An 18,153-nucleotide genomic window follows, 5' to 3' on the forward strand; every position below is an offset into this window, starting at 1 on the left:
GCTCTTCGACGACGATGAGGGAGACCCCGATGGGTGAATTGATCTTCGGTGCGTGGCGGCGGCGGATCGTGTTCGACGACCGCACCCTGACGCACCTGCGCGTCGCGCTCCGGACGCGGATGGAGCGCGGTGCGTCCTTCCGGCTGACCTGGAGCACTGCCGGCGACGGCGGCTACCGGTCGCAGGCGATCCTGGTGCACCCCGGTTCGGTGCTCGAGTACCGCTTCGACGGGCACCACGCCGACCTGCTGAACCGCGCGTGGCTGCGCGAGCTGCTCGGGCCGACGCTGAGCCGCGACATGGTCCTCACCGCCGAGCCGGTCTAGGACCGGTCGGCGAGCGCTCGAGGCGACGGCACTCAGGCGCGGTCGTGGAGGGTGACGTGGTAGCCGTCGGGGTCGGCGAAGGTGAAGGTGCGGCCGAAGGGGCCGTCGATCGGAGCCGAGACGATCGGGTGGCCGTCGGCGACGAGGGCGTCGTGGATGTCCTGTACATCGGTGGCGTGCAGCCAGATCGCCGCGCCGATCCCGGGCCGGTCGACTCCGGTGAGATCGGTGCCGGGGGCGATGTCGCGCAGCGCGAAGGCGATCGGGCTCGTGTCGAAGACGACGGCGTGCGGCGGGCCGGTGGGCGATCGGACGAGGCCGAGGTACTGCTCGTAGAACGCCTGGGATGCCGCGAGGTCGCGGGTCTGCAGCGAGACGAAGTCGGGTCCGGTGACGGCCATGGGGTGCTCCTGTCGGTTCGTGTCAGTTGACTGACATCGACGACTCTATGTCAGACTACTGACATGAGTCAAGACGGGATCGACCTCCCCACCTCCCTCGGCTACCTGCTGAAAGAGGCGTCGAGCGCCCTCCGCACCGCCATGGAGGCGGAGCTGCGCCCGCTCGGGATGACCGTGACCCACTACTCCTGCCTCGAGCTCCTGGCCCAGCGGCCCGGGCTCTCGAACTCCGAGCTGGCTCGCGGCGCCTTCGTGACCAGGCAGTCGATGAACGTGCTGCTGCAGGCCCTCGAGCGCGAGGGAGACGTGATCCGCCCCGCGGAGGCGCGCGTGGGCAAGGTTCTCCCGACGCAACTGACTCCGCACGGTCGGCGCCGCCTCGAGGCCGCGACCGTCGCGATCCGGGGCGTCGAGCTCCGGATGCTGGCCGGCAGCACGGCGGAGCAGCAGGCCGACGCCGCGCGGATCCTCCGCGGGATGATCCGCGCGCTGCGCGAGAGCGCGTAGTCGCCGCGGGCCCGATGTGCGCCGCCTGGGTCCCCGTGGAGGAGCGCGACGTAGGGTCGGAGGATCGCATCCCGGTCCCCGGTGCCCTGAACGTCGTTCGGGGGGCTCGCAACCGAAGGACGACATCATGATGACTCTCTCCCACACCGGCGGCTCTCTCCTGCTCGAGGACGACACCGCATCGGCCGTGGTCCGGTACTCGATGGCCCTCGCCGGTCACCGCGAGATGAGCACCGTCACGCTCGAGGACGCCGGCACTCCGGCACCGCACGCGCAGGTGCTCCTCGTCGTCGGCATGGGGGTCGCACTCTCGGTCCGCGCCGCGTGCGGTGACGTCGGGGCGTCCGACGGAGTCGAGTCCGGGGACGACCTCGACGTCAGGACCGCCGCCCTGAACGCCCCGCAGAACGCCGTCATGGCGACCGAGGAGGAGGCGCGCCGGGACGCCGCCGCCACCGCGGACGTCGACTCCTACTTCGACCTGCTCTGAGATCCCCGGTCGCCTGAGGCCCGGCGCGGTGTCGTTACCCTGGAGGCAGGAGCGACGTGATCGCGGCGCTCCGCCCGACCCCGAGGGGTCCGCTGCATGGCCCTGCGCACCAGCCTGGTCGACGACCTGACCGGCGCCCCCATCGCCGATGGCCGGGGCGGCACCGTCAGCTTCTCGATCGACGACGACGCGTACGAGATCGACCTGACGGCCGCGAACATCGGCAGGCTGCACCTCGCGCTCGCCCGCTACGTCGACTCCGCCCGGCTGCTCTCGCCCGGAGGCTCGGCACCGCGGATCACGACCGTCGCCGCGAGCGCCGGACGCAAGAGCCCCGAGATGCTGGCCGCGATCCGGCACTGGGCGAAGCGCCACGGCCACGAGGTGCCGCCGTCGGGCCGCATCCCTGCCGAGGTGCAGGCCGCGTACGACGCGGCGCACTGAGTCAGAGCCGGGCGAGCGTCGTCCGCGCCATCAGGAACACGCCGTACTGCACGACTCCGAGGCCGACGACGACCAGGACCGCCGTTCCGTAGGGCGGCAGCGCGAGGAAGCGGAACGCGCCGTCGAGCCCCGTCGCCCGATCGGCGTCACCGGTCGCCGCCGCGACGAGGAAGATCGCGCCGGCCAGGCCGACGGCGACTCCCTTCGCGATGTAGCCGGACGTGCCGAGAGCCGACACGACTCGACCACGCCGGCCGGACGGGACGCGGATCAGCTTGCGGAAGCCGCGGCGCACGCCGATCGCGATGAAGCCGATCCCGCTGCCGAGCACGATCGCGCCGGTGAGGGCCAGGATCACGAGCCCCGTCGTCGTGGCGACGAGCTCCTGGTTGATGGTCCTGATGGTCGTCGACGAGCTCGTCGAGCCGCCGAGGGCGAAGACGAGGGCCGTGCCGGCGAGGGCCAGAGAGGCGAGCCCCTTCCCCGCCTCGACCACACGGCGCCCCCAGCGGGTCGCGCGCCGGGGGCTGTCGGAGGAGCCGCCGAGCGACAGCTGCCAGAGGCCGAGCGCGAGCACGGCGGCGAACGCGGCCCAGATCGCGAACCGGCCGAGCGGTGCGCTCGTGAGGCGGGCGATCGCTCCGGATGCATCGGCCTCCACCACCGAGGTGTCACCGAAGGCGAGTCGGATCGCGATCGCGCCGATGACGAGGTGCAGCAGGCCGTTGACTGCGAAGCCGAGCCTGGCGAGCCGTCGGAACCGCCGGATCCGGGAGCCCGGGAGGCGGCGCGGCGTGAGGTCCGTCGGCACCCTCCCACTGTCTCACGGGGTGCGGGCGCCCTCAGTCCAGCCGCTCCGCGAGCGCGACGATGATCCCCTCCGGTCCGCGGACGTAGGCCATCAGCCAGACGTCCTCGAAGCGGCCGATGCCGCCGACCAGTCCGAAGCCCTCGGCGGCGAGCCGGTCGACCTCTGCGTGCAGGTCGTCGACCTCGAAGGCGAGGCTGCGGAGGCCGAGAGCGGTGGCGGGCGCCGGCTCGGGGACGGCCTCGGGATCGGGGTGGACGAAGCGCGAGAGCTCGACCGAGGTGCCTCCGCCCGGGGTCGTCAGCATGACGATCCCGGTGTGCGAGCCGGGGATGCCGATGACCGTGTCGATGAACTCGCCCTGCACCTCCGCCCGGCCGTCGATCTCGAGACCGAGGGCGACGAAGAAGGCGGTCGCCGCCTCCAGATCGCGCACCGTCACGCCGATGTGGTCGAACCGCTTGAGAGGAGCCATGCCGACAGGGTCGCGCGCTTGCGGTGCCCGGGCAAGGGCGACCGCGCGCCGGATCGATCCTCCCCGTGCGGGTCAGCCCCGCCGGCCCGCGAACAGCGCGTGCAGCAGCGGCAGCACCGACGCCACGAGGAGGACCGTCCCGAACGCTCCGTCGTCGGGGCGCACGATCGCGCCCGCGATCAGCAGGCCCGCGAACAGCACCGCCGAGACGACGCGGCGCACCATGCCCTCGAGCACGGTCAGCCGTCGCTCGACCGACGGGACGGTCACGGCCAGCGTGCCGTCCTCGAGAGTGGTGGCCAGCTCGTCGAGCCGGCGGGGGAGGCGCCAGACCAGGCCGAGGGTGTCGAGCGCCTGCCTGCCGACGTCCTGCGCGACGTTGCCGCGCTCCTCGCGGATCAGCTGCTGCGCGTACGGCTCGACCGAGTCCCACAGGTTGAAGGCCGGGTCGAGCGCACTGGCGACGCCGGAGGTGAGCGACATCGCCCGGACGATGAGCAGGAAGTTCTCGGGCAGCTGGAACGGCAGCGAGCGCACGACGTCGCCGAACTGCACCGCGAAGTCGCGGAACTCCCGCGGGTCGACCTCCCGCAGCTCCGCGAATCCCATGCCGCCGAAGCGGGCGAACAGCTGGGTCATCGCGCGCTCGAGCTCGCGAGAGTCGGCGGAGGGGAGCAGCACCCCGACCTTGCGCGCCGCATCGACGAGACCCTTGCCGTCGCGCGAGGCGGCGGCGATCAGCATCGCGCGCAGGCCCGCCCGCGTGGTCGGCGGCACCTCGCCCATCATCCCGAAGTCGATGAACGTCAGCTTCCACGGCAGCTCGGAGCCCGGGGTCGGGGTGACGAAGACGTTGCCGGGGTGCGGATCGGCGTGGAAGTAGCCGTTCGTGAAGAGCTGGTCGAACATGACCGCCGCGAAGACCGGAGCGACCTCGGCCGGGTCGATGCCGGCGGCGCGGAGAGCGTCGGCGTCCGTGATCTTGATGGCGGTGACGTCCTGGAGGGTCAGCACTTTGCGGGTCGAGCGCTCCCAGACGACGTCCGGGACGCCGACGCGCGCATCGCCCGCGAAGTCGGCGGCGAAGCGGACCGAGTTGGCCGCCTCCTGCAGGTAGTCGATCTCCTCCAGGGAGGTGACCGCGAACTCCTCCACGAGCGCGGGCGCGTCGACGCGATCGGAGACGAGACGCACGTGCGTCAGCCAGCCGCCCACGCGGCGCAGTGCCGCGAGGTCGACGTCGACGATCGCGTCGATCCCCGGCCGCTGGACCTTGATGATCGCGGTCGAGTGGCCGGTGTCGGCGGCGTCGGAGGGGGAGAGCCTGGCGCGATGGGCCTGTCCGAGCGAGGCGGCGGCGACCGGGGTCTCGTCGATGCCCGCATAGGCGCGCTCGAGCGGCAGACCCAGCTCGGACTCCGCGAGCGCGCGGATCCGGGGGAAGGGGACGGCCGGCACCTCGTCCTGCAGCCCCTCGAGCTCACGGGTGATCTCGGGGGGCAGCACGTCGAGGCGCGACGACATGAACTGCCCGACCTTGATCATCAGGCCGCCGAGCTCGACGGCGAGCACGTGGAAGCTGCGCGCGAAGCGGCGCATCCGGGCGGGCCGGGTGCGCAGGGCGATCGACGACAGCCCGACGCGGGGCAGCAGCAGATCGAAGAACCAGGTCACCGCGAGGTGCCAGGAGGCGAAGCGCAGGATGCGGCGGTAGCGCCGCTGGTCGCTGCGCGCGCGGCGACGGCCCGGGCCCTCAGGGCCCGGGCGTACCGGCGCCACCCGGGTCAGTCCTGCGCGAGGATCGCGTACAGCCTGCGGCGCGAGTCCTCGAGTTCCGTGATGGCCTTGCGGATCTGGTCCGGAGTGCCGGAGCGACCGACCTGAGCGGCGGCCTGCGCGAGCTCGACGCCCGCCTTCGGCAGGGCGCCGAAGTCGACGGGCTCGGGCTCGCCGGCGAAGGGGGCCGAGGTTCCGGAGGCGGCGACCTGAGCGCGACCCGCCTCGGTCAGCGAGTAGGTCTTGCGGCCGTTCGACTCGTCGGCGGCGATGAGTCCCTCGTCGGCCAGCAGCTGGAGGGTCGGGTAGACGGAGCCGGGGCTCGGCTTCCAGCTGCCACCGCTGCGCTCCTCGATCTCGTGGATGATCTGGTAGCCGTGCATGGGCTGCTCGGCGAGGAGCGCGAGCACCGCCGCGCGGACGTCGCCGCGGCCGACCCGCGTGCCGACGCGCTTCTCGAAGTTGGAGCGGACCTGCTCCATGGCCTGCCAGATGCCCTCGATGGGGTTGCCGGAGCCGAAAGCACCGGTCGATGACGAACTGTTCATGATGACCTCCCGTTTCTGCGAACGATACTCAGCGATATGTGCGGCGACTGTGAACGACTGCCTCCGCTTTCCTGGGAAGTCAATGCCCCCAGTCCGAATCCGCCGAGCCGTGAGACTGGATCCATGAGTGAATCCGGCAGCAGCCAGACCCTGAACGCCGGTCGTCCGGCCCGCTTCATCCGCTGGGTCCGCACGAGGGACCGCTGGTTCCCCGAGATCCTGCACGGCCGCTACCTCGGCACCACCGCCCAGGGCTGGGAGGTCAGCGCCGACGGCGAGACGCGCTACCTCGACCAGTCGGTGTGGGCGGTGTACAAGTAGGGACTCCTCCGGGAGCCCTGCGTCGAGGGAACCGGTTCCGGCCGGGGCGCCGCGTTCTGCGCGGTGTCCGGGCGGGAACCGGTTCCCTCGCTCGCGTCAGGCCTTCCACTCCCCGGCGGCACGGAGGCGCTGGATCTCGTCCTTCAGCTCGCTCGTGCGGCCCGGCAGCTCGTTCTCGAGCGTCGAGCCGCCGCCCTCGCCCCAGAAGTCGTCGACGGAGCTGCCCGCGAGCTGTCCGCGCCGCGTGTGCACGTCGAGCGCGTACTCCGGGATCTCGAACGGCTTCTCGGAGGCGTTGATGAGGTGCAGGGTGAGGTTCGCGAGCTCGTCGGAGGTGCGGTCCTTCGTCCGCTCCGAGAGGAAGCGGATCGCGTGGGTCGCGAACAGCCAGCGGTCGCCGAACGTCCGATCGAGGCGCTCGTGCATCTGGTAGAGGCTGTTCACGACGACCGGCTCGGAGTAGCTGCCGTCTCCGACGTCCTCGCACGAGATGACGTTCAGGCGCGCCCACATCATCTCCTCGAGGTCGGCGCTCGACTCGTACATCTCGCGGCCGACGAGCAGCGCGAGTTGCGTGTCTCCGCGTCGGATCGACTTCTGCAGGGTCGAGATGAGCTCGTCGGCGGCGTAGCCGCGGGCCGAGGTGACGCGGGTCCAGGGGTCTTCGGAGTAGTGCACGGGCATGGTGGTCTCGCTTTCGAGAGGTGCGGGCGTCGAGGGTCGACGCGATGAGGAGGCGCGCGAGGGCGTCGCGCGCGGGAGAAGAGGGAACGGCCGGGCTCAGCGAGCGGCGGGGGCTCGCGAGTTCGACAGCCGCCAGGTGCCCAGACGCCAGGCGCCGCTGAGGCGGCGGAGGGGCGCGGATGCGGGCACGGTGGTCGACTCCTCAGGGGGCTCCTCGGTCGTGAGCTCTGTCGGACCCTATCCGGACTCCTCCGGCGGCCGCGCCTGAGCGCGCGAGTGTTCACACGGTCGAAACGTGCCCTCGCGGGCTCCTCCTCAGGACGGTCTCCCCTCGGTTGTCCACAGATCGGCCGAGCGGCCCCGCGGTCACATGAAAGTGAGCATTACTCTCCTGGCACGGGGCTGACGTGAACCGTCGCCGGTGCCGAGCACCGAGCGGCTGAGGAGAGGACATCGGATGAGTCGAACGGAACGGTCGGGGCCGGCTGGCCGTCGGAGGCGGGAGGCGGGAGCCGTCCGCGCGTTCGCGGGGACGACGGCGGGCTGCGCGCTCGTCGGCGGGCTGCTGGGCGGTGGGGTGGCGGTGACACCCGCCGCGGCCGCCGACGCACCGCACACGACGATCGAGAACACGCTCCTGCACGGCGGGGCGACGAACGCCGGAGTGACGACGGTGTCGGCGTGGGTGCAGAAGGGCGAGACACTGCACGTCGACCTCCATCCGCTCAAGGGCGGGTCGGGATCGGGAGAGGGCGAGAGCGGCGGCGGCACCGCCGCGATCACCGCGCCCGACGGCTCCGTGCTCGACGCGCAGGCCTTCCCGCGCGGCGCTCCGCCGACCGACGCGGCCGGAGGGTCCTTCGTCGCCGGCGAGACGGGCGTGTTCCGCATCAGCGTGAGCGACGACGACGTGACGGCGCCCGTCAACCTGGTGTGGAGCATCGGCGTCGCCGACGGCTCGGGCGCGGCGATCGCGGGCCGGGTGTGGTCCGACTCGTACGCCGTCCAGTCGGGCGCGAAGGCGAGCTACGCGACGCCGGGGGAGCGCAGCTCCTCGTTCACGCTCTACGCCGTCACCGAGACCGGCGCGCGCTACGACATGTCGCTGCGCGGCTACGACGGAGTCGCGTCGACGCTCCAGGCGACCAACAAGGGCAACGTCCGGGTCGGGTCCTCCGATCCGTCCTACCTCTCGGTGCCGATGCCGCAGTCGAGCGAGGCGGGCGGAGTCGGCGCGCAGTACGTGCAGGCCTCCGGGCGCTCCGGCATCGCCGGGCTGCAGAGCTACAAGCTGTTCCTGGATCCACCCTCCGATGATCTCCCTCCGTCGATCTCGCCCGACTACCTCGCGCCGACGATCGAGGGCCTGGCCTACCGACGGGCGGGATCCGCGTCGAACGCGGGTTCGCTCACGGGCACGCTCGGCACGCAGCCGGGGACGGTCACGGTCGACATCGATGCCGACGGAGACGGTGACTACGAGGGGGCGCGCGACGTCCGGCTCACCGAGATCGTCGCCGATCCGGGGCCGTTCTCGGTCGACTGGGACGGACTCGACGCACAGGGCGCGGGGGTCGATACGGCCGACCCCGATGTCGGGTTCCGTGCATCGATCGGCCGCACCAACGAGTTCCACTTCACCCGCGTCGACGCCGAGTCGTCATCGGGGGGCATCTCGATCGTGCGGTCCACCGGAGGCGGGACCGGCCCGTCCGAGATCCACTGGGACGACTCCCTCCTCTCCGGCTCCAACGGGCAGCGCTACTCGGTCACTGCGCACGAGACCTCGGGAGACGGCGGGGCCGACTCCGCTGCCGGGGTGCACCGCTGGGAGGCGGACGACTCCGGGCAGGGGCGCGCTCCGAACGCGAACGACTCCGTCCACGGGTCGTACGGCGACCTGCGCGCGATCGACGACTACGCCTTCGGCTCCGACGGGGCGGTCGCGACCGCCGGCCTGGACGCGCTGGCCCCGCACGTCACGATCGCGAAGAGCTCGACCTCGCCCTCGGACGTGCCGCTGCTCCCCGGAGCGCGAGTGCCCTACCGGGTGACCCTGACCTCTGACGGATCCGGCGACTACGCCGACGCCGCGGTCGTCGACTTCCTCGACGAGGGCGTGCTCGACGACGCCGACCTCGACGCGGAGTCGATCCGCACCTCGCACGGCGCGGCCACGATCGATCCCGTCACGGGGCGGATCGACTGGGCCGCCGGGACTCTCCCGGTCGGGACGGTCGCGGAGCTGACGTTCGAGGTCGTCGTCCGCGCCGGCGGAGACGGGGCGCTGGTGAACACGGCATGCGTCGCGGGCGCTCCGTTCGTCCCGTCCGACACGGGGACCGGAACAGATGCGAACCCGTGCGCGACCGTGCCGCACACCATCGGCGAGGGCCGGCTGTGGCTGCAGAAGACGGCGTCCCAGCCGTCCGCCGGGCACGGCGGGCAGGCCGGGTTCGACGTCGTGGTCGGCAATGCGGGCACGGTCGAGGCGACCGACGTCACGGTGACCGACGTCCCGACCCTCGAGCACCTCTCCGACGCGACCATCGAGAACGGGCACGGCGGCGTCCAGCCGGCGACGGAGCCGGTCACCGGGCTGCGGATCCCGGCGGGCGGGCAGATCGCCCTGCACGTGACCGGACGGGTCGCCGACGGCGTCGACGCCCTGACGATCCCGAACCGCGCGACGATCTCCGATCAGCCCGACGGGTTCACTCCGCCGACGGTGCAGAACCCCTGCGCCGACGACGCTGCCTTCTCGTGCGCCGAGATCCCCGTGCCGCCCGCGGGCGGCCGGCTCGAGATCGAGAAGACGGCGCTCCGCGCCTCGGTCACGCACGGCGACCGGGCGGGCTTCGAGATCGAGGTCTCGAACATCGGCGACCGGCCGGCCGAGGGAGTCACCCTCACCGACCTGCCGACGCTCGCGCACCTCTCCGCGGTGACGATCTCCCGCGACGGCGGGCCGGCCTCCTCCGATCTGTCGATCGAGGGGCTCGATCTCGCTCCCGGGGCGACGACGACCTTCACGGTGAGCGGCCTCGTCGGCGACGGGGTCGATGCGTGGACGATCCCGAACCGGGCGCGGATCGATGACCTGCCCGCCGGGTTCGAGCCCACGCTCGTCCGCAGTCCCTGCTCGGACGACGCGTCCGCGTCCTGCGCGCAGGTGGTGGTTCCGGCGATCGGGCTCGTCCCGACCGCCCTCGCCTCGACCGGCGCGGCCGCCGGACCGCTGACGGCGGGCGGGGCGCTGCTCCTGCTCGCCGGCGGCGGGCTGCTCGCCGGTCGCCGGAGGCGCGCACTCCGCCCGATCGCGCACTGACTCCGCCCGAACGGGTGCTGACACCGCCCGATCGAGCACCGACACCGAACGAGGGGGGCTCCGGACCCGGAGCCCCCCTCCCACCACGACCCGAGGCGCCCTGCGGCGCCGACACCGGAAGGCACCGCACGATGTCCCCCTCCCACGACGAACTGCCGCTGCGGGTCACCGAGCGCTTCCCCCTGCCCGACGGGAGCGTCGGCGTCAGCACCTGGTCGGCGGCCGACCCGGAGCAGCTCGAGCAGCAGCTGCGGACCCGCGCCGGTCACGCCCACCCCGAGCGCGAACCCGCGCGCCGCCTGCACCTCGCCTCGCCGCCGCTGGTGCGGATCGAGGTCTGGGAGGCCGGCGTGCGGCACCTCCTCGATCCGGCGCACGAGGCGCTGGCCGACCCGCGATGGCATCGGGCCCTCGCCCGGTCGCGGCGACCGGCGTGGCTCCGACGCCTCGTCGGCCCGGCCGATCTCCCGCAGACGGATCCTCCGGTCGGGGCGGCGCGGTGGACCGAGCGCCCCGGAGGGATCGGCTGAGCCGCGTCAGCCCTTGACGGCCCCGGACGTCATGCCGGCGACGATCTGGCGGTTGAAGAAGATGTACATCACCAGCGGCGGGATCGTGATGAGCAGCACGTCCATGAAGAGGAGGTTCCACGACGACTGCGACTGCGACGAGAAGTTGTAGAGCGTCAGCTGCACGGTGGCGTTGTCGTCGCCCGGGAGGAAGTACAGCGCGTAGGTGAAGTCGTTGAACACCGCGACGGCCTGCACCACGATCACGGTCACGATCACCGGCTTCAGCAGCGGCAGCACCACGGTGAAGAACAGCCGGAACGGGCCGGCTCCGTCGATGACGGCGGCCTCGTCGAGCTCGCGCGGAATCGTCGAGACGAAGGCGCGGAACAGGAGGATGCAGAACGACAGACCGAACGCCACGTGCACTGCGATCAGACCGGGGAGGGTCTTGAAGAGCTCGAGGCCCTGCAGCACCCAGATCGTCGGCACCACGGCCGGCGGGATGATCAGGCCGGCGAGGACGAAGCCGTTGACGAGCGGGTTCCACTTCGACCGGCGGCGCTGCAGCACGTAGCCGACCATCGCGGCGAGGACCACCATCACCGTCACCGAGACGATCGTCAGGACCGCGCTGTTCACGAAGGCGCGCAGCAGCAGGAAGTTCCGCGCCTCGATCACGGCCTGCAGGTTCTCGAAGAACTGCCACTGGGTGGGGAACGAGAAGCCGAGCAGGGACGACTCCTGCTGCGTCTTCGACGCGGTGAGGACGATGAAGGCGAAGGGGACGATGAAGACGATCAGCGAGAGCACGATCGCGGCGATGCCGCCTCCGTAGCGCCAGGCGCGCGAGCCGCGGCCGACGCCGCGCTGCTTGACCTTGGACCGGAGGGGATCGGCGTCGAGGGGGGCCTTCGAGAGCGGGGACGGGGTGAGCGGGGTAGTGGTCACTGCTCGTTGTCCTTCCGGTTGAGCCAGGCCGACAGCGGGAAGATGATCGCCGCCACGACGAGGAAGAGGATGACGTTGCCCGCGGTCGAGAGACCGTAGAAGCCCGCCTGGTACTGCTTGTAGATGACGGAGGCGACCACGTCGCTCGTGAAGCCCGGCCCGCCCTTCGTCATCGCCCAGATCAGGTCGAACGAGCGCAGACCGCCGATGAGAGAGAGGAGCACCACCGTCACGGTCGCGGGGCGCAGGAGCGGCAGGGTGATGTGCCGGAAGTTGTGCCAGGCGCCGGCGCCGTCGACGCGGGCGGCCTCGAAGTAGTCCTGGGGGATCGCGACGATGCCCGCGATGTAGATCAGGGTCGCGAGCCCGACGCCCTTCCAGACGTCGACGAGGGCGACCGAGAACAGCGCCCACTGCGGATCCGTCAGCCAGCCGGGACCCGCGACGCCGATCGCGGCGAGACCCTGGTTGACGATGCCGTCGAAGGGATCGAGCAGCACCTTGAAGGTGATGCCGATGCCGATCGTCGACACCAGCACCGGGAAGAAGACGACGCTGCGGAGGAATCCGCGCCCGATGATCTGCGAGCTGAGCAGCAGTCCCAGGGCCATCCCGAGCACGATCTTCATGCCAGAGGTGATCGCGGCGTAGATGAAGGTGTTCACGAAGCCGGTCGAGAGCGCCGGGTCCTGGAAGAAGGCGACGAAGTTGTCGAACCCGATGAAGGTCGAGTCGAACAGCGTCCAGCGCGTCAGAGAGAAGTAGAGCGAGGCGGCGGTCGGTACGAGGAAGAGCACCACGTAGAAGACGCCTGCGGGGAGGTAGAACCAGGTCGGGTACGGGCTCTTCATGGCCCGGCGGCGCTTGGGCGGCTCCGCGGTGCGGGTGGGCGCGGGGCGCTCCTCCGTGAGTGTCGTCATGGGATCTCCGTCGATCGGGATGCGCGGGAGGGGTGGGGCTGCGCCCCGTCGGTGCGGTGAGCGGGGAGGATCCTCCGCCGCTCACCGCACCGCGGTGCTCACCAGCCTTCGAGGCCGAGCTGCTGGGCCTGCTTGGTGACGTCGTCGTCGTACTGCTTGGCACCCTCCGCCGCGGGAGTGATGCCCGAGCCCACCGCGACCGTGATCTGCTCGAGCGCCGGCCCCTTGATCGGCGAGAGGAACTCGAGAGCGAGACCGGTGTCACCGCTGTCGAAGTACGGCTGCATGTCCGACACGAGCGCCGGCACGTCGTCCGGCAGCGTGCAGCCGTCGATCACGAACGGACCCTGGGGCGCCGCGACCTCGCTCTGGATGTCGCAGCTCTCGGGGGTCACGAGGAACGCCATCAGCTTCTTCGCGCTCTCGAGCTTGGCGCCCTCGGTCGACTTGGGGATGTAGACCGCGTTGGGCTGCCATACCGTCAGCGGGTTCGAGTCGGCGGAGTCGCCGGGGAGCGGGAAGAGGCCGACCTTGTCGAGCGAGTCGGGGTAGTTCTGGATCAGCGGGCCGGCCGCGAAGGTCAGCATCGGGTACTGAGCACCCTCGCCGGTCGCGACCATGCGGACGCCGTCGTCGTAGGTCGCCGAGGCGTAGTCCTCGTTGGTGAGACCCGACTCGGCCACCTGCTGGAGGTGGTCGAAGCCCGCGAGCGCCGGCTCGTCGACGTACTTGGCCTTGTTGGCCGTGTAGTCGGTCGCCCACTCCGGGTCCTTCTCGAGCACGTTCGCGAAGTCGCCGAGCACGAAGAGCTGCGAGGTCCAGGTGTCGCCGTAGGTCTGGATGATCGGCGCGACGTCGCCGGCGGCCTTGATCTTCTCGCTGTTCGCGATGAAGTCGTCCCAGGTCTTCGGCACGGAGAGGCCGAGCGAGCTGTAGACGTCCTTGTTGTAGAGCACCGCACCGCCCATCGCCTGGCCGAGCGGGATGCCGTAGAGATCAGAGTCGGTCGAGACGACCGTGCGGAAGCCCTCGTCGAGCGAGTCGACCCAGGCCTCGTCCGAGAGGGGAGCGAGGTTCTGGTCGGGGTTGAGTGCCTGGAAGAGCGAGCCCGAGTTGTAGGCGAAGACGTCGTTCATCTCGCCGGTCGCGAGGCGCGTCTTGATCAGGTTGTCACCCTCGCTGCCCTGGGGGCGGGTCTCGATGTCGAGGGCGATGTCCGGGTTCTCCTCCTCGAACTTCGCCTTGAGCGCGTCCCAGAGCTCGACGGTCGCCGTCTGGTTGTCGATGAGCACGCTGAGCGTGGATCCGTCGGCGGAATCGCCACCGCCACCGCCTCCGGTGCTGCAGCCGGTGAGCGCGAGAGCGAGAGCCGCTCCTCCTGCGCCGAGGGCGAGCAGGGCTCGCCGGTTCTGTCGGAACGACATCCAATACCTCCATGTATCGACAACTTCGCTGTTGCGGGGGGTGCCCGAGGCGCCGATCCGATCCGCCCGATGAGGGCCTCGAGAAGCGGCGCAGGGAGAACATACGTCTGCTCCGTGAAACGTGTCAATCGATCTACGAAAATTTGTGGACCGATCTACAGGATCGTGAATGAACCGTTACAGTGGCGTTCGCGGCTTCCATCGGCGAGCCGCATCCGGGCATGTTCGACGAGGCGCAGGGGAGGCCGTGATGAGCTCGATCGACAGCGTTCGCGGCCACGCGACCATCCAGGACGTCGCCCTGCACGCCGGCGTCTCGCGCGCCGCCGTCTCGAAGGTGATCCGCAACGCCTACGGAGTCAGCGCCTCGATGCGCGAGCGCGTGACGGCGGCGATCGTCGAGCTCGACTACCGCCCGAGCGTCGCGGCGCGGGCGATGCGCGGCTCGAGCTTCACCATCGGCGTCGAGGTCCCGCACCTGGGCAACGCCTTCTTCAACCGCATCGTCACCGGAGCCAGCGCCGCGCTCGAGGGCAGCCGCTACCAGCTCATCGTCGCGCCCGCCCAGAGCGATCTCGGCGAGGGATTCCGTGCCATCGAGGCGCTCGTCGACCGCCAGGTGGACGGTCTGATCGCCGTCTCGCCCATGGTCGAGCCCGCCTGGCTCGAGCGCCTCGCCCTCCGCACGCCGGTCGTGATGCTCGGCCGCCACGACGACTCGACCGGCTACGACACCGTGACCAACGACGACGTCGCGGGCACCGACTCCGTGATGGACCACCTCCTCGCCCTCGGCCACCGGCGCATCGCGCACCTCACCGTGAGCGAGCAGATCACCGACCGGGTGGCGGGCGCCCCGCACTCCGTCCGGCTCGTGCGCTACGAGCAGCGGATGCGCGAGGCCGGCCTCACCGAGGAACTGCAGGTGATCCACCTCGACCCCGTCGTGGACAACGCCCGCGCTCGCTCGCTCGAGGTCTTCCTCTCGCCCGACCGGCCGACCGCGCTCTTCGCCGGGAACGACTCGCTCGCCCTCGACGCCCTGTGGGCCCGCGACGACGCCGGACTCACCGCCGCCGACGTCGCGATCGTCGGCTACGACGACATCGAGGTCGCGGGGCACCCCGGCATCTCGCTGACCACCGTCGACCAGCACGGAGAAGAGCTCGGCGACCGCGCCGTGCGCCTGCTGCTCGAGCGCCTCGACGGGCGCACGGAGGCGGTCCACTTCCAGCGCGACCCGATCCTGCGGGTCCGCGCCTCCTCGGGCCCTGCTCTCCACTGACCGATACGACTGACCGCACACCACCACCACGCAGAAGGACGACGATGACCGACTGGACCGCCCGCTTCCTGGCCCCCGATGACGACCTCGGCGGTGCCGCCCCCCTCCTCCGCCGCGAGACCCCCCTCGAGACCGGCCACGGGGAGGTCGCCTCGGCGACCCTCCGCCTCTCGGCGCTGGGCATCGTCGAGGCGTTCCTCGACGGCGAGCCCGCCTCGGACGAGCTGTTCACCCCCGGGTGGACGAGCTACGAGTGGCGCCTGCGCTACTCCGAGCACGACGTGACCGCCCTGATCGGCGGCGAGAGCGTGACCCTCGGCCTGGCTCTCGGCGACGGCTGGTACCGCGGACGCCTGACCTGGGGCGAGGGCGCCGCGCCCTACGGGAGCGAGATCGCCGGTGCCGCCGAGCTGCGGATCCGCTTCGCCGACGGCCACGAGCAGCTGATCGTCACCGACGACAGCTGGCGCGCCGGCGCGAGCGCGACCACCGCCGACAGCATCTACGACGGCCAGGACATCGACGCCCGCCGCGAGCCGCACGGCTGGAAGGGCGCCGGATTCGACGACTCCGCCTGGGCCGGCGTGCACGAGGTCGAGGTCGACCCGGCGATGCTCGAGCCCTACATCGCACCTCCCGTGCGCCGCCTCGCCGAGATCGCGCCGCAGAAGATCTGGACCAGCCCCTCGGGCCGCACCCTCGTCGACTTCGGCGAGAACCTCGTCGGCTGGATCCGCGTCGCGGTCACCGGGCCGGAGGGGAGCGTCATCACCCTGCGCCACGCCGAGGTCCTCGAGGACGACGAGCTGGGTGTGCGTCCGCTGCGCGAGGCGAAGGCGACCGACCGTTTCACCCTGTCCGGAGGCGCGGACGTCTTCGAGCCGACCCTCACCTTCCACGGATTCCGCTACGCCGAGGTCGAGGGGTGGCCGGGCGACATCGAGTCCGGAGCTCTCACCGCGGTCGTCGTCAGCAGCGACCTGCGGCGCATCGGCACCTTCCGCAGCTCCGAGCCGCTGCTCGACACGCTGCACGACAACGTCTTCCGCGGTATGCGCGGCAACTTCCTCGACGTGCCCACCGACTGCCCGCAGCGCGACGAGCGCCTCGGCTGGACGGGCGACATCGCCGCGTTCGCGCCCACCGCCGTGTACCTCGCCGACGCCGAGGACTTCCTCCGCGACTGGCTGCGCGACCTCGCGCTCGAACAGGCGCACCACGACGGCGCCGTGCCGTTCGTCGTGCCCGACGTGCTCAAGCGCCGCGCGGCCGAGACCAGCTTCCCTCCGATGGACTCGACCGCCCTGTGGAGCGACGCGGCAGCCTGGGTGCCGTGGGCCGTCTGGCAGGCGTACGGTGACCCGACGGTGCTCGAGGAGTCGTTCGACTCGATGGCCTCGCACGCCCGCCGCGTCCGCTCGAAGCTGTCCGACTCGGGGGTCTGGGACACCGGCTTCCAGTTCGGCGACTGGCTCGACCCCGACGCGGCCCCCGACAAGCCGGCCGACGCGAAGGCCGACACCGGAGTCGTCGCCACGGCCTGCGCGTACCGCACCGCCCGCATCGTCGCCGACACCGCCGCAGTGCTCGGCCGCGACGAGGAGGCGCAGGAGTTCTCGCAGATGGCGTCGGAGCTGCGCGAGGCGTTCCGCGCGAAGTACGTCGCCGACCAGCGCGTCTTCAGCGACTGCACGACCGTATACTCGCTCGCGATCGTCTTCGGCCTGCTCGACGACTCCGAGCTGGGCTGGGCCGGCGACCGCCTCGCCGAGCTCGTCGCCGAGAGCGGATACACGATCTCGACCGGCTTCGCGGGCACCCCGTTCATCACCGACGCGCTCTCGTCGACCGGGCACATCGACGAGGCCTACCGCCTGCTCCTGCAGCGCGAGTGCCCGTCGTGGCTGTACCCGGTGACGATGGGCGCGACCACGATCTGGGAGCGCTGGGACTCGATGCTGCCCGACGGCACCATCAACCCGGGCGAGATGACGAGCTTCAACCACTACGCGCTCGGAGCCGTCGCCGACTGGCTGCACCGCGTGGTCGGCGGCCTCGCGCCGCTCGATCCCGGCTACTCGCGCCTCCTGATCGCCCCGCAGCCCGGCGGCGACCTGACCTGGGCGGAGTCGACCCTCGAGACCCCGCACGGCCTCGCGAGCGTGCGCTGGGACCGCGACGGCTCCGACGTCTCGCTCGCCGTCACGGTGCCCGCGGGTGCGACCGCCGTCGTCCGCGCGGCCGGCGCCCCCGACCGCGAGCTCGCGGCGGGGCAGCACACGCTGACGCTCTGAGTGGAGCGGGCCCGGCGCTGTCGAGGCGTCGGGCCCGCCTCTCGTCGAGGGAGCCGGTCAGTACGCGCTGATGTAGCTGCGCAGGAGCGAGCCGAACGGGCCGGGCGGAGCGCCGGTCTCGCGGAGCATCAGTCGGAGTCCTGGTGCTCCAGCGATACGGCGGAGCACCGAGGCGGCGTCGCCCCGTGCCCCGGTGCCGACGTCACCGCCGATCCGCCATCCGCCGATCTCGTCAGCGCTGTGCGCGTTCCTGATCAGCATCAGGTTGACGATGTCGAGCAGATCCTTCGCTGCTCGCCGCGACTCGTAGGCGAGCGCCTGACGATCAGCGCTCGCTCGACCCCGGGGACGCGCGTGGAGAACGCGAGCGGTGTCCCGTCGAGCATGACCACCGTCACGTCGAGCTCGAGCGTTCCGCGCAGAGCGAGGTCCAGGCCCGGTGCGCTGTCGAACCCGCGCCCGCCGTGCTCCGTGCGCTCGAATCTGCAGTGAGAGACGGCACGAGGACATCGATCTCGCGTTCACCCGAGCCATCGTGGTCGCCCGGACTCGGCGTGTAGCCGCTGGCACCTCCGCAGGCTGAAACCGGACGAACCTCTCTGTTCTCAAGGTTTCATCCGATCGATTCGTCCTGATCCGGCGAACGAGCGCCGCCATGGCGG

19 protein-coding genes are annotated in these 18,153 nt (G+C 71.3%); 9 read left to right on the plus strand and 10 right to left on the minus strand.

What is annotated here, in order from left to right; translation table 11 throughout:
• The first annotated feature begins 29 nt into the window (after nt 1–29).
• Nucleotides 30–326 carry a DUF7882 family protein gene (locus ASG06_RS08850; protein WP_156465939.1) on the plus strand — a complete coding sequence of 99 codons (297 nt, stop codon included), beginning with the start codon at nt 30–32 and terminating at the stop codon, nt 324–326.
• A gap of 32 nt (nt 327–358) precedes the next feature.
• On the opposite strand, the gene ASG06_RS08855 is transcribed toward ASG06_RS08850, so the two are convergent.
• A complete protein-coding gene (locus tag ASG06_RS08855) occupies nt 359–727 on the minus strand; it encodes a VOC family protein (protein WP_056041178.1) in 369 nt (122 codons plus the stop codon).
• Nucleotides 728–790: 63 nt separating this feature from the next.
• Here ASG06_RS08855 and ASG06_RS08860 point away from each other — a divergent pair, with 63 nt between their 5' ends.
• The 3 genes from ASG06_RS08860 to ASG06_RS08870 all read left to right on the plus strand — a co-directional run bounded on the left by ASG06_RS08860 (nt 791) and on the right by ASG06_RS08870 (nt 2,168).
• Nucleotides 791–1,234, plus strand: a complete 444-nt coding sequence (locus ASG06_RS08860; RefSeq protein ID WP_056041180.1) for a MarR family winged helix-turn-helix transcriptional regulator — start codon at nt 791–793, stop codon at nt 1,232–1,234.
• Between the two features lie 127 nt (nt 1,235–1,361).
• The gene (locus ASG06_RS08865) at nt 1,362–1,724 is read left to right on the plus strand and encodes a hypothetical protein (protein ID WP_056041182.1); all 363 of its coding nucleotides are present in this window, start codon (nt 1,362–1,364) and stop codon (nt 1,722–1,724) included.
• 96 nt (nt 1,725–1,820) lie between these two features.
• Nucleotides 1,821–2,168 (plus strand): histone-like nucleoid-structuring protein Lsr2, encoded by a 348-nt coding sequence (locus ASG06_RS08870; protein ID WP_056041184.1) that lies wholly within the window; start codon nt 1,821–1,823, stop codon nt 2,166–2,168.
• 1 nt (nt 2,169) lies between these two features.
• Here the strand turns inward: ASG06_RS08870 and ASG06_RS08875 are convergent, their stop codons facing one another.
• From ASG06_RS08875 to ASG06_RS08890, 4 genes are all read right to left on the minus strand, one after another.
• The gene (locus ASG06_RS08875; protein ID WP_056041186.1) at nt 2,170–2,979 is read right to left on the minus strand and encodes a DUF1206 domain-containing protein; all 810 of its coding nucleotides are present in this window, start codon (nt 2,977–2,979) and stop codon (nt 2,170–2,172) included.
• 31 nt (nt 2,980–3,010) lie between these two features.
• Nucleotides 3,011–3,451, minus strand: coding sequence for a VOC family protein (locus ASG06_RS08880; RefSeq protein ID WP_056041189.1), 441 nt, complete (start codon nt 3,449–3,451; stop codon nt 3,011–3,013).
• 72 nt (nt 3,452–3,523) lie between these two features.
• Nucleotides 3,524–5,230, minus strand: a complete 1,707-nt coding sequence (locus ASG06_RS08885; RefSeq protein ID WP_056041192.1) for an ABC1 kinase family protein — start codon at nt 5,228–5,230, stop codon at nt 3,524–3,526.
• A gap of 5 nt (nt 5,231–5,235) precedes the next feature.
• Nucleotides 5,236–5,775, minus strand: coding sequence for a PadR family transcriptional regulator (locus ASG06_RS08890; protein WP_056041195.1), 540 nt, complete (start codon nt 5,773–5,775; stop codon nt 5,236–5,238).
• Nucleotides 5,776–5,898: 123 nt separating this feature from the next.
• Here ASG06_RS08890 and ASG06_RS08895 point away from each other — a divergent pair, with 123 nt between their 5' ends.
• Nucleotides 5,899–6,096, plus strand: a complete 198-nt coding sequence (locus ASG06_RS08895; protein WP_056041197.1) for a hypothetical protein — start codon at nt 5,899–5,901, stop codon at nt 6,094–6,096.
• 96 nt (nt 6,097–6,192) lie between these two features.
• Here the strand turns inward: ASG06_RS08895 and ASG06_RS08900 are convergent, their stop codons facing one another.
• Nucleotides 6,193–6,780 carry a hypothetical protein gene (locus ASG06_RS08900; RefSeq protein WP_056041199.1) on the minus strand — a complete coding sequence of 196 codons (588 nt, stop codon included), beginning with the start codon at nt 6,778–6,780 and terminating at the stop codon, nt 6,193–6,195.
• Between the two features lie 457 nt (nt 6,781–7,237).
• Here ASG06_RS08900 and ASG06_RS08905 point away from each other — a divergent pair, with 457 nt between their 5' ends.
• On the plus strand, nt 7,238–10,108 hold the full coding sequence (locus tag ASG06_RS08905; RefSeq protein ID WP_156465940.1) for a DUF7927 domain-containing protein: 2,871 nt from the start codon (nt 7,238–7,240) through the stop codon (nt 10,106–10,108).
• Nucleotides 10,109–10,239: 131 nt separating this feature from the next.
• Nucleotides 10,240–10,638, plus strand: a complete 399-nt coding sequence (locus ASG06_RS08910) for a hypothetical protein (RefSeq protein WP_056041203.1) — start codon at nt 10,240–10,242, stop codon at nt 10,636–10,638.
• A 6-nt stretch (nt 10,639–10,644) separates the two neighbouring features.
• Here ASG06_RS08910 and ASG06_RS08915 read toward each other — a convergent pair whose 3' ends face one another.
• The 3 genes from ASG06_RS08915 to ASG06_RS08925 form a co-directional block, all read right to left on the minus strand.
• Entirely contained in the window at nt 10,645–11,442 is a 798-nt protein-coding gene (locus ASG06_RS08915) for a carbohydrate ABC transporter permease (RefSeq protein ID WP_056042485.1), read from the minus strand.
• A 122-nt stretch (nt 11,443–11,564) separates the two neighbouring features.
• Nucleotides 11,565–12,488: a carbohydrate ABC transporter permease gene (locus ASG06_RS08920; RefSeq protein WP_056041205.1), complete on the minus strand. Its 924-nt coding sequence runs from the start codon at nt 12,486–12,488 to the stop codon at nt 11,565–11,567.
• A 98-nt stretch (nt 12,489–12,586) separates the two neighbouring features.
• The gene (locus ASG06_RS08925; RefSeq protein ID WP_056041206.1) at nt 12,587–13,912 is read right to left on the minus strand and encodes an ABC transporter substrate-binding protein; all 1,326 of its coding nucleotides are present in this window, start codon (nt 13,910–13,912) and stop codon (nt 12,587–12,589) included.
• Nucleotides 13,913–14,162: 250 nt separating this feature from the next.
• On the opposite strand from ASG06_RS08925, the gene ASG06_RS08930 reads away from it, so the two are divergent.
• Both ASG06_RS08930 and ASG06_RS08935 read left to right on the plus strand, forming a co-directional pair.
• Entirely contained in the window at nt 14,163–15,197 is a 1,035-nt protein-coding gene (locus tag ASG06_RS08930; RefSeq protein ID WP_056041208.1) for a LacI family DNA-binding transcriptional regulator, read from the plus strand.
• A gap of 44 nt (nt 15,198–15,241) precedes the next feature.
• Complete coding sequence (locus tag ASG06_RS08935; protein ID WP_056041210.1) at nt 15,242–17,491, plus strand: alpha-L-rhamnosidase; 2,250 nt, start codon at nt 15,242–15,244, stop codon at nt 17,489–17,491.
• 57 nt (nt 17,492–17,548) lie between these two features.
• Here the strand turns inward: ASG06_RS08935 and ASG06_RS08940 are convergent, their stop codons facing one another.
• Nucleotides 17,549–17,752 (minus strand): hypothetical protein, encoded by a 204-nt coding sequence (locus ASG06_RS08940; RefSeq protein ID WP_056041214.1) that lies wholly within the window; start codon nt 17,750–17,752, stop codon nt 17,549–17,551.
• Nucleotides 17,753–18,153 lie beyond the last annotated feature (401 nt).

It is taken from the genome of Rathayibacter sp. Leaf185, from assembly GCF_001423885.1.
Classification (GTDB): Bacteria; Actinomycetota; Actinomycetes; order Actinomycetales; family Microbacteriaceae; genus Rathayibacter.

Bases quoted from the DNA above. Each gene is read 5' to 3' on its own strand.
- ASG06_RS08895 (WP_056041197.1), top strand. From the start codon at position 5,899: ATGAGTGAATCCGGCAGCAGCCAGACCCTGAACGCCGGTCGTCCGGCC.
- ASG06_RS08870 (WP_056041184.1), top strand. From the start codon at position 1,821: ATGGCCCTGCGCACCAGCCTGGTCGACGACCTGACCGGCGCCCCCATC.
- ASG06_RS08880 (WP_056041189.1), bottom strand. From the start codon at position 3,451: ATGGCTCCTCTCAAGCGGTTCGACCACATCGGCGTGACGGTGCGCGAT.
- ASG06_RS08905 (WP_156465940.1), top strand. From the start codon at position 7,238: ATGAGTCGAACGGAACGGTCGGGGCCGGCTGGCCGTCGGAGGCGGGAG.
- ASG06_RS08860 (WP_056041180.1), top strand. From the start codon at position 791: ATGAGTCAAGACGGGATCGACCTCCCCACCTCCCTCGGCTACCTGCTG.
- ASG06_RS08925 (WP_056041206.1), bottom strand. From the start codon at position 13,912: ATGTCGTTCCGACAGAACCGGCGAGCCCTGCTCGCCCTCGGCGCAGGA.
- ASG06_RS08910 (WP_056041203.1), top strand. From the start codon at position 10,240: ATGTCCCCCTCCCACGACGAACTGCCGCTGCGGGTCACCGAGCGCTTC.
- ASG06_RS08900 (WP_056041199.1), bottom strand. From the start codon at position 6,780: ATGCCCGTGCACTACTCCGAAGACCCCTGGACCCGCGTCACCTCGGCC.
- ASG06_RS08930 (WP_056041208.1), top strand. From the start codon at position 14,163: ATGAGCTCGATCGACAGCGTTCGCGGCCACGCGACCATCCAGGACGTC.
- ASG06_RS08920 (WP_056041205.1), bottom strand. From the start codon at position 12,488: ATGACGACACTCACGGAGGAGCGCCCCGCGCCCACCCGCACCGCGGAG.
- ASG06_RS08890 (WP_056041195.1), bottom strand. From the start codon at position 5,775: ATGAACAGTTCGTCATCGACCGGTGCTTTCGGCTCCGGCAACCCCATC.
- ASG06_RS08850 (WP_156465939.1), top strand. From the start codon at position 30: ATGGGTGAATTGATCTTCGGTGCGTGGCGGCGGCGGATCGTGTTCGAC.
- ASG06_RS08865 (WP_056041182.1), top strand. From the start codon at position 1,362: ATGATGACTCTCTCCCACACCGGCGGCTCTCTCCTGCTCGAGGACGAC.
- ASG06_RS08940 (WP_056041214.1), bottom strand. From the start codon at position 17,752: ATGCTGATCAGGAACGCGCACAGCGCTGACGAGATCGGCGGATGGCGG.
- ASG06_RS08855 (WP_056041178.1), bottom strand. From the start codon at position 727: ATGGCCGTCACCGGACCCGACTTCGTCTCGCTGCAGACCCGCGACCTC.
- ASG06_RS08935 (WP_056041210.1), top strand. From the start codon at position 15,242: ATGACCGACTGGACCGCCCGCTTCCTGGCCCCCGATGACGACCTCGGC.